Annotated in this window: 21 protein-coding genes; 20 read left to right on the top strand and 1 reads right to left on the bottom strand. The window is 66.2% G+C overall.

The features are described from left to right. Positions 1-266: 266 nt before the first annotated feature. Positions 267-755, bottom strand: a complete 489-nt coding sequence (locus J2Y58_RS17810) for a hypothetical protein (RefSeq protein WP_310106147.1) — start codon at positions 753-755, stop codon at positions 267-269. 75 nt (positions 756-830) lie between these two features. Here J2Y58_RS17810 and J2Y58_RS17805 point away from each other — a divergent pair, with 75 nt between their 5' ends. From J2Y58_RS17805 to J2Y58_RS17710, 20 genes are all read left to right on the top strand, one after another. Beyond that, positions 831-1,841 carry a hypothetical protein gene (locus J2Y58_RS17805; protein ID WP_310106144.1) on the top strand — a complete coding sequence of 337 codons (1,011 nt, stop codon included), beginning with the start codon at positions 831-833 and terminating at the stop codon, positions 1,839-1,841. A gap of 102 nt (positions 1,842-1,943) precedes the next feature. Continuing rightward, positions 1,944-3,551, top strand: a complete 1,608-nt coding sequence (locus J2Y58_RS17800; protein WP_310106141.1) for a PRTRC system ParB family protein — start codon at positions 1,944-1,946, stop codon at positions 3,549-3,551. Positions 3,552-3,587: 36 nt separating this feature from the next. After that, positions 3,588-4,016, top strand: coding sequence for a PRTRC system protein E (locus J2Y58_RS17795; RefSeq protein ID WP_310106138.1), 429 nt, complete (start codon positions 3,588-3,590; stop codon positions 4,014-4,016). A 44-nt stretch (positions 4,017-4,060) separates the two neighbouring features. After that, a complete protein-coding gene (locus J2Y58_RS17790) occupies positions 4,061-4,267 on the top strand; it encodes a PRTRC system protein C (RefSeq protein WP_126001481.1) in 207 nt (68 codons plus the stop codon). Positions 4,268-4,269: 2 nt separating this feature from the next. Next, a complete protein-coding gene (locus tag J2Y58_RS17785) occupies positions 4,270-4,494 on the top strand; it encodes a hypothetical protein (RefSeq protein WP_310106133.1) in 225 nt (74 codons plus the stop codon). A 22-nt stretch (positions 4,495-4,516) separates the two neighbouring features. Further along, positions 4,517-5,434 carry a hypothetical protein gene (locus J2Y58_RS17780; protein WP_310106130.1) on the top strand — a complete coding sequence of 306 codons (918 nt, stop codon included), beginning with the start codon at positions 4,517-4,519 and terminating at the stop codon, positions 5,432-5,434. 7 nt (positions 5,435-5,441) lie between these two features. Beyond that, positions 5,442-6,269, top strand: coding sequence for a PRTRC system protein B (locus J2Y58_RS17775; RefSeq protein ID WP_310106125.1), 828 nt, complete (start codon positions 5,442-5,444; stop codon positions 6,267-6,269). After that, on the top strand, positions 6,266-6,925 hold the full coding sequence (locus J2Y58_RS17770) for a PRTRC system protein A (RefSeq protein WP_310106123.1): 660 nt from the start codon (positions 6,266-6,268) through the stop codon (positions 6,923-6,925). Before J2Y58_RS17775 ends, J2Y58_RS17770 begins: the two co-directional genes overlap by 4 nt. After that, a complete protein-coding gene (locus tag J2Y58_RS17765; RefSeq protein ID WP_310106120.1) occupies positions 6,915-7,673 on the top strand; it encodes a PRTRC system ThiF family protein in 759 nt (252 codons plus the stop codon). Before J2Y58_RS17770 ends, J2Y58_RS17765 begins: the two co-directional genes overlap by 11 nt. 85 nt (positions 7,674-7,758) lie before the next feature. Continuing rightward, positions 7,759-8,403, top strand: a complete 645-nt coding sequence (locus J2Y58_RS17760; RefSeq protein WP_310106117.1) for a hypothetical protein — start codon at positions 7,759-7,761, stop codon at positions 8,401-8,403. A 17-nt stretch (positions 8,404-8,420) separates the two neighbouring features. After that, positions 8,421-9,281, top strand: coding sequence for a hypothetical protein (locus J2Y58_RS17755; protein WP_310106114.1), 861 nt, complete (start codon positions 8,421-8,423; stop codon positions 9,279-9,281). Between the two features lie 271 nt (positions 9,282-9,552). Next, positions 9,553-9,627, top strand: coding sequence for a DUF3768 domain-containing protein (locus J2Y58_RS20995; RefSeq protein ID WP_405053126.1), 75 nt, complete (start codon positions 9,553-9,555; stop codon positions 9,625-9,627). A 227-nt stretch (positions 9,628-9,854) separates the two neighbouring features. Continuing rightward, entirely contained in the window at positions 9,855-10,184 is a 330-nt protein-coding gene (locus J2Y58_RS17745) for a hypothetical protein (RefSeq protein ID WP_310106108.1), read from the top strand. Positions 10,185-10,285: 101 nt separating this feature from the next. Next, the gene (locus J2Y58_RS17740; protein ID WP_310106106.1) at positions 10,286-10,774 is read left to right on the top strand and encodes a hypothetical protein; all 489 of its coding nucleotides are present in this window, start codon (positions 10,286-10,288) and stop codon (positions 10,772-10,774) included. After that, positions 10,764-11,462: a hypothetical protein gene (locus J2Y58_RS17735; RefSeq protein WP_310106103.1), complete on the top strand. Its 699-nt coding sequence runs from the start codon at positions 10,764-10,766 to the stop codon at positions 11,460-11,462. Before J2Y58_RS17740 ends, J2Y58_RS17735 begins: the two co-directional genes overlap by 11 nt. A 65-nt stretch (positions 11,463-11,527) precedes the next feature. Next, positions 11,528-11,848 (top strand): hypothetical protein, encoded by a 321-nt coding sequence (locus tag J2Y58_RS17730; protein WP_310106100.1) that lies wholly within the window; start codon positions 11,528-11,530, stop codon positions 11,846-11,848. Between the two features lie 107 nt (positions 11,849-11,955). After that, positions 11,956-12,540: a MucR family transcriptional regulator gene (locus tag J2Y58_RS17725; RefSeq protein ID WP_310106097.1), complete on the top strand. Its 585-nt coding sequence runs from the start codon at positions 11,956-11,958 to the stop codon at positions 12,538-12,540. Positions 12,541-12,708: 168 nt separating this feature from the next. Then, on the top strand, positions 12,709-13,227 hold the full coding sequence (locus tag J2Y58_RS17720; protein WP_310106095.1) for a DUF736 domain-containing protein: 519 nt from the start codon (positions 12,709-12,711) through the stop codon (positions 13,225-13,227). A 148-nt stretch (positions 13,228-13,375) separates the two neighbouring features. Then, entirely contained in the window at positions 13,376-13,636 is a 261-nt protein-coding gene (locus J2Y58_RS17715) for a type II toxin-antitoxin system Phd/YefM family antitoxin (protein WP_164521750.1), read from the top strand. Positions 13,637-13,639: 3 nt separating this feature from the next. Continuing rightward, positions 13,640-14,077 (top strand): type II toxin-antitoxin system PemK/MazF family toxin, encoded by a 438-nt coding sequence (locus tag J2Y58_RS17710; RefSeq protein ID WP_310106088.1) that lies wholly within the window; start codon positions 13,640-13,642, stop codon positions 14,075-14,077. Positions 14,078-14,304: the final 227 nt, after the last annotated feature.

The raw sequence follows: 14,304 nt of genomic DNA, 5'->3' as shown, positions 1-14,304 counted from the left end.
CACCGAGACGCCGATGCCGGGGTGGGGCCTTGGCCCCACCCCGGCATACACCGCCATCTACACCGGGAAATTACACCACGAACGCGGACGCTAGCTTGAAGCCCAGCGTTCTGATCGCCGGAGCGTGCTGACCAAGCTCACGCACGATCCGGCGCGCGCGGCGCTAAGAGACGGCGTTCGCGCTCGCCAAAACGAGGAGGGCGGCGCCATCGCCGGCCCGTGGCAGGAGCCCTTTCGAGGCCTGAGGTACGACTACCGACCTCCACTCAGACGGATAAGGTCGGATCGGTCCACCATGACGGGCCCTGCTCGAAGGCGGCATCCAGCTTCACGATCGGACCGTCCGGCGCGTCGGCGACATAGGGGTTGGTGAGCGGCATCCGCGTCGCCTTCAGCCGCGCCTGCTCTCCCGCGACACGGCCGCGGCGTTCGAGCAGATCCTCGAGCCATTCCAGATCGTCGAGCATCGCCACCACGCCGCGCCCGGCCAGGCAGAAATAGACGCAACGCTGGAAGTCGTCCGCACCGTCGTTGGCGAGGATCTCGGACAGCTTCCCCTTGCCGGCGGGGATGCCCTCATGAACCCAGCTCACCGCCTCGCGCAGTTCACGAACCGAATAATAGGCGTCCTCGACGTGCATCCCGATCGATGCGTTTGCGATCATGCGGCGCGTCGGCCGGTTCTCGGAATCCAGCGCCGCATCGCGCAGCGTGATGTCGAGGTCAAAGCGCTCGCGGAACGGTGTCGTGGTCATGGCAAATCTCCTGCGCCACGGAACGTATCGTGAACGCGCCGAGCCGTCAATATCACCAAGTCCAAGGATTCCGCTATGCCGATTGAGATCATCGTCGGGCTGCCGCACCTAAGCGAGGGACCGATCCTCGCCCAAGCTCGCGCATTGCAGCAGCCCGCGCTCATTTCCGCGAATGGATTGTCTCGCTGGACCAACCGCCGCGGGTGGCGGGAATGGGACGGGTGGCGGCTTTCCCAGCTGAGGAATGCCAGGGGACTGACGGCGCTCTGCCTGGACTCGGCCGGATTCGTCGCGGCGGCTCGATACGGCGGCTTCCCTTGGTCGCTCGCCGACTATGTCGCGCTTGCTGCGGCCTACCCCTTTCGGTGGTGGGCGAGCGCCGACTATTGCGTCGAGGCAGAAATCGCTCGGGACCGCCAAGAGGTCATAGACCGCCTCTCGCGCACGATTCGCGCCAATCTAGACTGTCGCCGTCTCGCCCAGGATCATGGCATCGCCGAGACCCTGATGCCGGTCATCCAGGGCCGCCGTCCGGAGGACTATGAGCGCTGTATCGATGCGCTGTGGGGATCGCTGAAGCCCGGGTCGCTGATCGGCGTCGGCAGCATGTGCCGGAGAGACGTCCATGGTCCGGAGGGGGTCATCGCCGTCATCGACCATCTGGATCAGATATTGCCCAGGGGGGTCCGGCTGCACGCATTTGGCGTGAAGGGTTCGGCGCTGCCATACCTGCTTCCGTTCGAGCACCGGGTCGCGTCGATCGACAGCCAGGCATACGGCATCAGCGCCCGACAGGCCGCCCGCCAGGCCCGTGTGTCCAAGAGCGACCGCTTCGTGGCCGACCATATGGCGCGGTGGGTGGGCGCACAGCACGAACGTCTTGCCAGCCACCCTTTGCGCCTGCCGCACCATCGGCCTGCGGAACCCGATCCCGTCCCGACGGCCCCTTGGGAAACGGCGATCGCGCAGGCCCGAGCCGAGATCCGCGAGCTCATCGAGAGCGGGGATCTCGATCACGACGAGATTACGGCTCCGTGGATCGAGCAATGGGCGGCTGACATCTACCGCGAACGGCTCGCCGGCTGATGAGAGGGGAGGGGGGGCAGGAATGGGGTGAGCATGAGGCTCGCCAGAGTGAGGCGCCCATCCCCGACGGAGGTGCCCCGCTACCCTGCAAGGAGATCGGCCGTGACCGCACCCCAGCCCACCGGAACCACCATGGTCCCACTCGCCCGGATAGCCATCGGCTACAACCCGCGCCGCTATTTCGACAGCAAGAAGCACGACGAACTTGTCGCGTCGCTCAGGCTGCGCGGCATGCTTCAGCCGATTCTGGTGCGTCCGGCGGACGACGGCGAAGATCGCTACATCATCGTCGCCGGCGGGCGGCGGTATCGCGCCGCGCTCGAAGCGTTCGGTGCGGACGGCGAAGCGCCGGTCATCATCCGGGAGATGACCGACCAGGAAGCGCTCGAGGCGGCGATCGACGAAAACGATATCCGGGATGACGCCTCCGAAACCGAACAGGCCGATGCCGCGGTCCGGGTCCTCGCCGCCTGCCAGAACGACCGCGGCGAGGCCGGCCGGCGTCTTGGCTGGTCGCGCGCCAAGCTCGACCGCCGCCTCGCGCTGGCCAACCTTTCGGACGCAGTGAAGCTCGCGCTCGACGAGCGCCGCATCAAGGTCGGCCACGCCGAGCTGCTCGCCGCCGTGCCGGCCGACAAGCAGGACAAGGCGCTCGAGACCATCCTGGGAGCCGGCCTCGACATCGGGAAGACCCGCGACCTCCTCATGCGCGTAACCCAGAGCCTTGCCGACGCCTGTTTCGACAAGTCCGAATGCACGACCTGTCCGTTCAACTCCGGGACCCAACGCGCGCTCTTCGAGACCCACGTCGACGATGGTCATTGCACCAACGCGGCATGCTTCCAGCTCAAGACGGACGCGGTCGAGCAGGCCCGTCAGGAGGAGCAGGATCGTTCCGCTTCAGCCGACGCCGCCGCCGACGAAAACGATCTCGACGAGCCTGATGAGGCCGAGGATCACGAAGATGAGCGAGCGGACGGGGTCGAGGCGACCGCTCGGCGAGCCGCGCTCGCGCCGGGAACTCCATCGGGTCGGGCGACGGGGCGATCGAACGCGAACGCCAATGGCCCCAGCGTCACCGCGAAATCGATCGCGGGCCGCACAAGCGATCTGCGGGAGGCAACCTGGCGCACCGCGCTGGCGCGCGGGCTCGCAGACAACGCTTCTGATGCTCGAACCGCCATCCTCGTCGCCGCGCTGACCGGCACGCTCTCCCAGATCAAGTCGAGCACGCTGACGGCGCGAGCCGGCCTCCTTGTCAACCCGTCCTTCCCTGATCTGGGCTTCGGGGGCAAAATCGATGAGGTTCGCGAGCTTTCCGAGGCCCAGGCGGCAACCGCGCTCTCGGCGATCGGCGCCGCCTACGCCCGCGACGTGCAATCGTTCAGCCATGTCGCCGATCTCGCAAGGGCGTTCGACGTCGACATCCGTCAGGTCTGGCAGGTCGATCGCGGCTTTCTCGAGCGATACACCAAGGACGAGCTGAAGTTCGTCGCCCGGGAGTGCGGACTGATCTCGCACATGGGCGAGAAGGCCTTCGCCAAGCTTCTCGGCTCCAAGAAGGCCGATCTGGTCACCGGCATGCTGAACGCCGCCGGCTTCGATTGGGCGGGCCGGCTGCCGAGCGCGATGACCCTCGACGGGCAATATGGCGCGGTGCCCGGCGCCGCCCCGGCGTCCAGCCGCCGCGTCGATGCGCTCGCCGCCTGATCCACTTTCCTCGCATCCGAACAAGGACGAACGACCATGCTTATCGCAAACCTGCTCCCGCTGCTCCACCGTTATTCGTTAGGGTTCGACCTTGTCGCCGGGCCGGACGACACCGTGACTCTGACCGTCATCCCTCGGAAGGTCGAGGGCACGACGGCCGCCCTCGAGGTCGGCGAGACACGACCCATCTCGATCACCGCAAGCGCAGCGGAAATCGACGCGGAACTCGCGCGGGGCGCCGACGGCGCGCTCGGTCAGCTTATCGCGACGCGCAAGACGCTCGCCGATCAGATCGCCGACCAACGTCTAGCCGCTGAGGCCGCCAAGGCCGCGTCCGCCGAGGCCGCCAAGTCAAGGGCGACACCGGCGCCGGCAAAGACGGCGACCACTTCCGCGTCGCCGGCACAAGCTCCGAACGCGCTCCCGGCCGAGGCCAAATCGAACGAGCCGGCAAGTCTCTGGTGACGACGCCCGCATCGGCCCGTGTTCAATCTCTCAGGAGAAGCCCCATGCAGATCAATCACCTTGCGCGCGCTTATCGATATGACGGAATCGACCTTCCGGTCCCGCCCCACCTTGCGGAAGACCCGCAGGGCCTGCGCGCCTACCATGCCACCCTCTATCCCGCGATCCTGAACGCCGAACTGGTCGACGCCGGCGTCACCGCGGGTACCCATGTCACCGAGTACCGCCGCGCGGTCGGCACCAAGGGATAGCCGTGGCGCGCAAGGCCGACGCGGTCCTTCCCGCCGCATCCCGCAAGACACTCCTCGAATGGATCGAGTTCGACGATGGCGACGCTACCCGCTCTCCCGGACCACCCTGCGACCCGCAGGCCCAGGCCCTCCACCTCAAGATCCTCATCGACCCGGCATCGCAACACGGCGAACCGGCCGAGCCCCTCCAGTCTCCCAACGACTTGCGACTGCCCCCGCTCGGCTGACCTGGCCGGGCGGTTGGTCGTCTTGTCCCGGGAGATCCCGGTCAGCTTCGATCAGCCGCTCGCGCGGCATCACAAGCTGATCGGCGGTTGGGTCGCATCGCGCGACCAGACGGCACGACATTGTACGCGCGCCGAGGCCCGGCGCCGCATCGAGCGCGTTTTCGATAAGGCGGTCCTGGATATTCTCAGGCCGCTCGAACTGGCCGAACTGCGCGTCGCCGTCCTGAACAGCGAGGCCATGGACGCGCCAGCGATCGCCATCGTCTGCGATAGCATGGGCCAGCTCGACCTTGGCTGGATCGAGACCAGCGACGCCCAGACCGGCTGGCGCGCCGCCGCCTATACCGCGCTTGCTCAGACAATCGGCTCGGCGCTCCCCGTGTTCGGCTACGACGATCTCTTCGACGAGATCTCGATGTATTATTGGGACGGGGAAACCGAAGACGAGGCCGCTCGCCATGCGCTCGTCACCTACCAGGGCCTCGATCCCGAAGATCTCGACGACACGATCCTGCCCTCGGACATGAACGACCGAAGGCCGGAGTGGATGTTCGCCGCGAACGCGGCACCGCCAGGATCGCTGCCGAGCGGATTGCGGAGCGCGCTTCGCAATCTTCGCCGCAGCTACAACGCCCTGCGGCGCGTCTCTGACGAGCACAACGCCTGGCATTTCGACGGCGCGACCATCCACGAATATTTGCCGGATCTGGAGGAGTGCTCGTCATTGCCGCCCCTGACGCTCGTGCCTGTCGAGCAGTTCGCGCGCGAAGTCGACGATGTCGCACGCCACGGCATGGAATACGGCTTCATGGACATCGCCGGTCTCTGCCCGCTGCCGGACGCCGCTCGCGTCACCGATTGGTTCGCATCGTTCGAGGCAGGCGCCCGGTTTCTGCTCGCCGCCCAAGAGCTGATCCAGCTCGATCCCGACACCCTGTGAGGCAGCAATGTCAAAGCACTCGACCCAATTCGAAGCCACCGCTGGCGGTCTGGTGCTGACCAACGCCATCCTGCTTTATCGAACCGAGGCCGCGAGAAGCGGCACGCGCTACGGCGCTCCCGGCCAGGAGGGGCGGGCGTTCGCCAGCCTTCATCACATCGAGCATGACGACGACGCCGGGCCGAGGATCGCCGCCGGCACGCCGCTGACGCGGGCGCACCTGCGCCAATGGTCGGAGGCGTTGGGCCGCGCCGCCGCGCCCGAGCTCCTCCCGCACAACGTGCTCGTTGCGCACCAGGATCTCCTCGCGTGGTGGATCCCGGCGAAGGTTCGGCCGGCCTACTTCAATCTGAGCACGCCGCATCCCGGCCTGAAGGCCCTTTCCACCAAAACCGTGGCTTCGGTCCCTTATCCGGCCCACCTCCTCGTTGCCACGAGACGAGCGCTGGGAGTCTACGCGCTTCGAGAGGATGAGCGGCCGACTGCCGACTCCATCGTCTTCCATTCGCCGATCCTCAATGTCTACGCCGACGGCACGCTATGCTGGGGGAATATTCCGAAGCCCGGAACGCTGTCCGTCTCCGCCATCCCGGAGTTCGAACGGGCATTGTTCGAGTCCTGGTCGACCCATCCCAATCACGGGCAGGACCAGACGGTCTCGGGGAAGGGTGGGCTCATCTCCCTTTGGGACGACCTTGCGGCGCGGCGCGCCGCCCGCTTCCCGGTCAGGCGTCTCAAGGCTTTCGCCGTCAAACGTCGGTCAGTTGCGGCACCGTCCCGCAAGGCGATCGAGCCGCTGACGCTTGGCCAACTCATCGAAAGGACGAGACGATGACGGCGCTCGCCGATGACCCCACGGCGGCTGCCCTGCTAGCGGCCGTCCCATGCTTCCCTGCGCCGCCGAGCGGCAGCTCACCCGGCCTGGACGCGGTGCGGGCTTCGCGCGCGGGCCATTGCCTCGCGATCGGCCGAGACGGCGTCTTCCTGATTATCAGGCGCCCTTGGCTCGAGCTGGATGTGCCTGTCACGCCGCCGATTGCCGCCTACCTGCCCTATGGTAGCGTGGGCGAGCCTCGCGCCAACCTTCGATGCGGCCTGATACCACGGGCGTTCCTGGCCCAGATCATCGATCATTTCGGCGCGGCGCTGCCCAACGAGGCGGCGGCCTTCATCGTGTGGGACGAGGACGATCGGCGCTTCCTTCTCGATTTCCCGCAGATCGACGAGGCGACGCCGTCGCGCCTGGTCTATCGGACACCTGTCCTGCCCGGGAACCGCCACATCGTCTGCGACATCCACAGCCACGGCCATGGCCGGGCCTTCTTCAGCGCCACGGACGATACCGATGACGCTCACACCACCAAGATCGCGCTCGTCATCGGCCGGCTCGGTGGGCCCGGCGAGCCCGAGTTTGCCACGCGGCTTTGCGCCGGCGGGATGTTCCTTCCGCTTCCGCGCAGCCCCTTCGAAAGATCCGGCCATGCCGTCTGAGACCCGTGATCGCCACTTCCTGCCGGAAGGGCTCCACCACCGCGTAATCAATGTCGTTCTGATCGGGTGCGGGGGAAACGGCGCCCAGATGCTGATGGGCCTCGCCTCGCTCGACACGGCGTTGCGCGCAATTTCGTCGCGATCGCTGCATGTGATCGTGGTCGACGATGACGTCGTAACCGAGGCCAACCTTGGCCGTCAGCCCTTCTACCGCTGCGATCTCGGCAACTCCAAAGCCCATACGCTGACGGAGCGGATCAACCTTGCGCACGGTCTTGCGTGGCGAGCCGTTCACGGCCGGGCGCCCGAGGCGATCGATGTGTCGGCGGCCGACATTCTGATCACCTGCGTCGATACCGCCTCAGCTCGTCGCGCCCTCGGCGCCGCGTTCGGTCGAGGGTCCAAGGTACCATTCTATTGGTTGGACCTCGGCAACCGCGCAGGCGATGGCCAATTCATCATCGGCTGCCCCGCCGCTGCCAATCAGCGGCACGAGCGCCGCTTGCCCACCGTCCTCGAATATTTCCCGGAACTCGCCGACGAGAGCCTGCCGGACGACGACGCGCCATCCTGCTCGGTCGCCGAGGCCCTGGAGCGACAATCGCTCTTCGTGAACCGCATCGTAGCAAGCCACGCGCTGTCACTCCTGTTCGACCTGCTCGGTCGCGGATCAATCGGTCACGCGGGTGCTTTTATCAATCTCGGCAGCGGACGCTGCGCCCCGATACCTCTGCCGGCGGCTGCCTGATCGTCGACGCCTAGCGGCGTGAAGGAGAAGAGAGGGGAAGGGGCTGGTCGAGCGGATTTGCGCTTGAGACCGGAGTACCCCGTCAATGACCTACGATGTCGCGATGCGCCACCAGCAGGCGCTCGACCCCAGCGCCCTGACTACCATCGGCACGGGCTTGCACGCCATCCACGCCGCGATCACCGATTGCCGCAATGCCGGGAAGGACGCCGAGTGCGACGCTGCCGTCATACTGCTCGTGAGGCATCTCGTATCGGTGACCGAGCGCCGCCCGGACAGCATGGTTCTGCGCCGCACCTGCATGGACCAGATCGCCGAGATCCGCCGACATCCTGTGCTGCGCACGCTCGCCTATCGCGGCGTCGCCTATGACGAGGCCGCGAAGCGCACCTTCCATGCCGAAGGGCGAACCGCGATGCGCCGGCTCGCCGAGGCCCTGGGCCTCGACGCCGAGAGCTACTCCGTCCGCTCCAACAAGGGCGGCCCTGCGGTCTCCGGCGAGATCACGCTTCATGGTGACCAAGTCTATGTCCAGCTCTCACTGGGCGGGCTCGGCCAGGATCGGGAAGTGCTCTACCGGCGCGTGAGCGGCCGCACGGATTATTGTGGCCAGCGCAACCATTTCGCGTCGATCACCTTGCTGCTTTCGCCCGATCGCTTCGCAGCGCAGCTTCGGCGTGACCTGCAGCTTTCGCTTCCGGTCGCGCAGGCGGTGCGACTCTTCGCCTGACGCTGCGGGCCAATATCATGCAGACAGACCGCAGCCAGCGATGGCGGGAGCGGCGCTCGGTATGGGCGCGCGATCTCGAGCTCATCGATCCAAGCGCCTACCATGTGGATGTCATCGAGCATGGCGAGGCACGCGCGTTCATCGCGCGCCATCACTACCTCCGGTCCTATCCGGCAGCTCAAGTCGCTGTTGGACTGTTCGGTGCCGCTGGCGTCCTCGAAGGCGTGGCGGTGTTCGCAGTCCCGACCACCGGGGCCGTTATCTCGCGTCATACCGGGTTCGACGACCCTGCGCGCGGCTGCGTCCTGGCCCGCTTCATTCTCACCGATGCCGTGCCCCAGAACGGTGAAAGCTATTTCCTGGCGCGCGCCTTCCGGCACCTCCGCCGGGAACGCCCAGTGATCGAGGCCGTCGTATCTTACAGCGATCCCGGCGCGGGTCATATCGGCCGGATCTATTGTGCGCTCTCGGCCGCGCACCGAGCGATCACGAGGCCGCGTTCAGTCCTGCGCGTCGGCGACATCACGGTTTCAGGTAGGACGCTCTCGAAAATCCGTCTCGGTGAGCAAGGCCATGCTGGCGCGATCGACCAGCTCGTTGCCCTCGGGGTCCCGAGGCCGGCCATCGGCGAAGAGCCGCGCCACTGGCTCTGGCGGTTACAACGCGAGCGGCACCTCGTTGCCCACCAACAAGCCGGGCTGTTCGCCTATTGCTTCGAGCTTACCCGCGAGGCCCGCCGCCGCGGCCGCGTACTCCCCCGGCTGCCCTATCCAAAAGCGCTTCCGGTCCAGCATCCGACGCTGCCGCTCTTTGCCGCCGAGGCCGAGAGCATCGGCGTGTCCCGGACAAATCGCGCCAGCCCTATGGAGACAGCATGACCGACCAGATTTCTCGCATTGCCGCGCTCAACGACCGTGTCCGCCAAGGTCTCGATCCGAGGGCGCGCATCGTCATCACCGCAGCGTGCGCGGCGGCGCTTGCCGATGGCAACGACCGCCACGAGACCGTTCGCAGCTACGGCGATTTGCTGATGGCGATCGATCGCTGCGACTTCGCGCCAGACGAGCGCGTCGAGCGCCGCCGCGGTGAGGTCACGTTCCAAGGGCGGCAGATCCGCTTCGCGATCGACTATTATGATGGCTCGATCGAGTGGGCTCCGAGAACCCGGCCGACCCAGACGTCACGACGCGGGTCATGACGATCATGCTGCCGGAAGACGACTAGGCCTTAGCACGCCCCTGCATCCAAATCGGAGGTTTTATGCGTCGGATCACCCCGGCCACGCCCGAGCACGGCCAGGCCATCGCGATTGCGGTTGAGCGAATGCGCGAAGCCCGTAGTCTGCTCCGTCAGGCAGGCGCCCGTCAGGCCGCGTCGGCAGCGGGAAAGGCGATCAGCAGCGCCGAGGGTGCAGCACGCCACGTTCAGCACCGGCTTCGAAGGAGCAACGCATGAGCCGTCATGATCTTGAGCCGAGGCCGGACAGCATCGACGTGGTGCGGGCCGTGATTGGCTGGGACCGCCCGCTCCAGACATTCTTTGCGCAGGTCTTCTTCACCACGGAAGACGAGCCCGCCGAGGGCGAGCCCCTGATCTGGACCGGCATGGAGCCAGGGGAACTGCTCACCGCCGAGGCCGCGATTGCCATCGTCGCGCCGCATGCGATCGTGCCCGCCGGACTTGCCGAGCAGCTTACCGCCGAGATGCGCGCAACGAGCGGCATCAAGGACGGACTTCACCAGGCCACATCCAAGCGCCGCCTGTTCGGATCGATTCACTAGCTGAACCACCTGCCCAGGCAGGTTTCCCAATCGCAGCAGCAACCCGTCGCAGCCGCGTTCGCGGCGGCACGCTCGGCTGCGCAGTTTTTGAGGAGTTTTCCATGGCCGACCGCGTATCCGCTTCGATCAGCATAGGGGGTGTGCTCAGCGCGAGCGCCTATGCCGAGTTGATCGAGATCATCGCCTGCGAAGGCCTCGCCATCGAATGGGACGGCGAGCCTTTCGAACCGCACCACCATGTCGCCGGTGAACCGCTTTGTCTTTTCGCTCACGAAGTGGCAGGCGGCAGCTTCGACGAACTGGAAAGCTGGTGCCTTTCGCGGCGCGTCGTCTTCGTGCGGTGGTGCGGCGGCTATTCCGGTCAGTGGGGGCCGGAGCGAGTCGTTGCGACAGGCGACGGCAGCGCGGTCTCCTATGCGGTCACCGAGGACGACGAAGTCGTCGTCAGCCGCAGCAGGGTCGAAACGCTTGGTTCGCTCGAGGCCGTCATCGCCTTTTTCGACGGTGCCGAGTTCGCCGTGCCCCCGCTGATAGTCAGCACTTCCGCCGCCGACATCCCGGCCATCCATGGAGCCGGCAATGTCCAATAGCTACACCAAGGCCGCTTTCGGCATCGTCGTCACCAGTCCCGAAGCCGATCTGCTGCGTCGCGTCATCGGCGCGATCGAGTTGGTCGGCGATGTAGAAATCGGCCTCGAGGCGCTTGAAGCGCACTTTCATGGCATGGGCGAAGACTTCGCCGCGATCTTCCCGCGCACGCCGGAGAGCCCGCTCGACGGGCTTCTAGACCTTTTCCCGGACGAGAATTTTCCGATTCTCGATTTCGAGATCGACTTCGGGGAAGCCGACGCAGACGGCCGGGTCGCCTTGTTCTTCTCAGGCGAACAGTTCGGCGTCGAAACCGCCGCCAAGCTGATCCAGCGCTGCGCCCGGTCCGCTTTGCCATTTGGCTTCGAGTGGGCATCGGATTGCGACAGGCTGCGCGCCGGCGAGTTCGGCGGCGGCTATGTCGCCATAAGCGCCACTGAAATTGACTATTGTCACACGTCGCCGCTTCTCGATCGGGCGATCGCCCGCATGATCGACGGGGGCGCGGATGGCTACGTCCTTTCCAAGCGCGATGGCGAGTACGGTCTCAGCTTCTGGAACAATGAGGGAGGCTTTGGCAGCCTTGCCCGAGCGACGGTCTTCAGCGAGGCCGAGGCCGGGAGTTTCGACATCCCGTTCGCGGACGATCAACCCGAATGGATGGCGATGCCGGCGCCACTGCGCATCTGAGCGGCAGCGGGAAGTCCTTTGCGTCGCGCGCACACACCTATAGCCTGTCATCTGGGAGGCCGCCGATGACTTCGATCCCGACTGATTATGATTCCGCGCGCGCGGCGCTGACGCGCCTGATCCCGATTGCAATGAGCGACACCGGCCAGGCCCGCCGCGTCGCGAACTTCCTGATGGCCTGGTGGAATGGTCCAGACCTTGGCCATTTCGAGATTGCCGATCTTTTCGGTCACGACATCGCCGTCGCCAACGACATCGCGAGCGTGATCGGCTTTCTCGGTCAGAACGACCGGGGTGCCGTCTACATCGACAGCCTTGGCTTTGCCGAAGAAATGCAGGACATCATCGCACGCTGGCGCAACCCAGTCGGGCAGGGACCTGAGTGATCTCTGCGTTATCGAGCGCGAAAAGTTGCACCGGCCTGATCGGCCCCATTACACAAGCCTCACCGTCCGGGCCGCTGGTCGGTTAGTCTCAGATCGAAAGGGGCACGATGTCGGAAGAGAACAATCTCGTCGCGATGACGATCGAAGTGGTCGCGAGCTACGTCGCGCACAATAACATTCGGCCGGACGACGTGCCGGAATTCATCGCCAAGACACATGCAGCGATATCGGGGATCTCCAGGGAAGCCGAGCCACCGACCGCAGACGCGCCGCCTGCCGAGGCGGCGTTCACGCCGGCCGTGACCGTCCGCAAGAGCCTCGCCTCGCCGGATCACATCCTGTCGATGATCGACGGCAAGCCCTACAAGTCGCTCAAGCGCCATCTAGGCCGCCACGGACTTACCCCGGCCGAGTACCGCGCGCGCTATGGTCTCAAGGCCGAGTATCCGATGGTCGCGCCAGGCTATTCCGCGCAGCGGCGCGAGGTGGCGCAGCGCCTGGGTCTAGGCCGCAAACCGAGGGCAACTGCACCATCGGCGGACGTCCCAAAGGTCCAAGCGCAGGTACCGGCTGTCGAGCCGGCTAAGCCCCGCAACGGTCGCAAGGCAGGCGCGGACGCCGCACCCGCAGCGCCCAAGCGGACCGGACGCCGCAAGGCACAGGCCGCCGAAGCGCCGCCCAGCGAGAGCTGATCCGCCCACGCTTCCGAAGGACGAAGAAGATCGACCCGACGGCGCCGAAGTGGCGCTCGTCGGAGCGGCGCTGGCGCGCCTTACTCGGCCGAACGGCCGAGGAGAGGAGCGGGTCAGAGAAGGTGTTCGGACAAGGGGTTCGAGCGAACTTTCTCAAGGAGACGACCCGTGAACATCGGCACCATCACCCAGAACAACAGCGGCACCTACACCGGCAAGATCTCGACGCTGACGGTTGCGATCGTGATCGCGCTGCGCACCGTTCACTCTGCCAATCCGCGCGCGCCCAAGTTCGAGATCCTCGCACTCTCGGCCGCTCGCCAGTGGGTGCAGGTCGGCGCGCTGTTCGAGCTCTCGTCCAACTCGACCGGCGAGACCTTCCTCAACGGCAAGATCGAGGATCCGAGCCTCGACAAGCCGCTCTACATCTCGGCCTTCCGCCAGGAGGACGGCTCGTACAACATCGTCTGGTCGCGCCCGACGCGCCGTCGCGATGCGCCCACCGACACGGTGGCGGCTGACGACGGCCTGCCGCCGCTGCCGGGTGCGGGCGAGCCTGCGGCGCGGGCGGGTACCGACGGGCTGGGCGAGTCCTCGGCCGATGGCGCGTTCGGCGGCGCGCCCGCGTCCGCCGGCGAGCCCGCATCTGGTGGTCGTCGTCGCCGTCAGCCCGAGATGGCCGACTGATCTTCCCACCGCGCGTCCACCAGGCGTGCGGTGTCTGACAGGGCTCGCTTCGCTCCCCCGGCGAAGCGGGCCCTATTCTTGTTCTCGCCTACCGGCCTATCTTGCAATCTATCCGGAAACTCCGTACATTCCGGATAGGAGAATCACCGTGCCCCAGACCGCCAGTTCCGTCGAGGTTTCGAAGTCGTTCGGCCGCTTCAGCCGCCAGGCCCTCGAAAGCCCGCTTACGATTACGCATCATGGTCACGAGAGCCTCGTGCTCCTGTCGCATGCCGAATATCAGCGGCTCAAGAGCCGCGATCGTCAGGTCTACACGCTCGATGACGTTCCGGACGACATCGCGGAGGGCGTGCGCGCCGCGCGGGCGCCGGCCGAGGCCGCCGCCTTCGATAACGAGGTCGGGTCCTGACGCGTGGCGATTCCTGAACCGGTTCCAGGTCTCGTCATCCGCTACGCCTATCTCTGGAGTCACGAAGCCAAGGCCGGCCACGAGGAGGGCAGCAAGGATCGCCCCTGTGCGATTCTGTTGGCAGCAACCACAAAGGCTGACGCCAAAATGGTCACCGTCCTTCCGGTGACGCACACACCTCCGGCTGACCCGAAATTCGCGGTGGAGATCCCGGCGGCGACGAAGGCGCGCCTTGGACTCGATGACGAGCGATCATGGGTTATCCTCACCGAGCTCAATCATTTCCAATGGCCCGGTCCCGACCTGCGACCGACGCCCGGCGATCCGGCGGGCGACGTCGCCTATGGTATGCTCCCGGCGAGCCTTTACGAGACCATCCGCACGCGCTGGCTTGCCGCCTACGACGCCGGGAAGATCGCCCAGGTGAAACGCACGTCCTGACCTGCTGCGCTCCAAGGCGCAGCGACTCCGTGAGCGGGCGCCGCAGTCCTGGTCGGTCGCGCGATCGACCGGGCATTGCCGTCGCGGGTCGCATTCATCCTATGGGCCAGCGGCTTTCCGTCGCCGGTTCCTGACACCTGCGGCGAGACGGGCGCCCGCCACAACCCCATCCGTTCGCCCGTGTTGCCGCTTCGCAGCTGCCCGCGCCTGCTCTCTCCAGGGGTTTC

The sequence above is a fragment of the Sphingomonas sp. BE138 genome (genome assembly GCF_031456125.1).
Taxonomy (GTDB): Bacteria; Pseudomonadota; Alphaproteobacteria; order Sphingomonadales; family Sphingomonadaceae; genus Sphingomonas.
The sequence above is the reverse complement of the archived record's forward strand: the minus strand, read 5'-3'. Positions and strand labels throughout refer to the sequence as shown.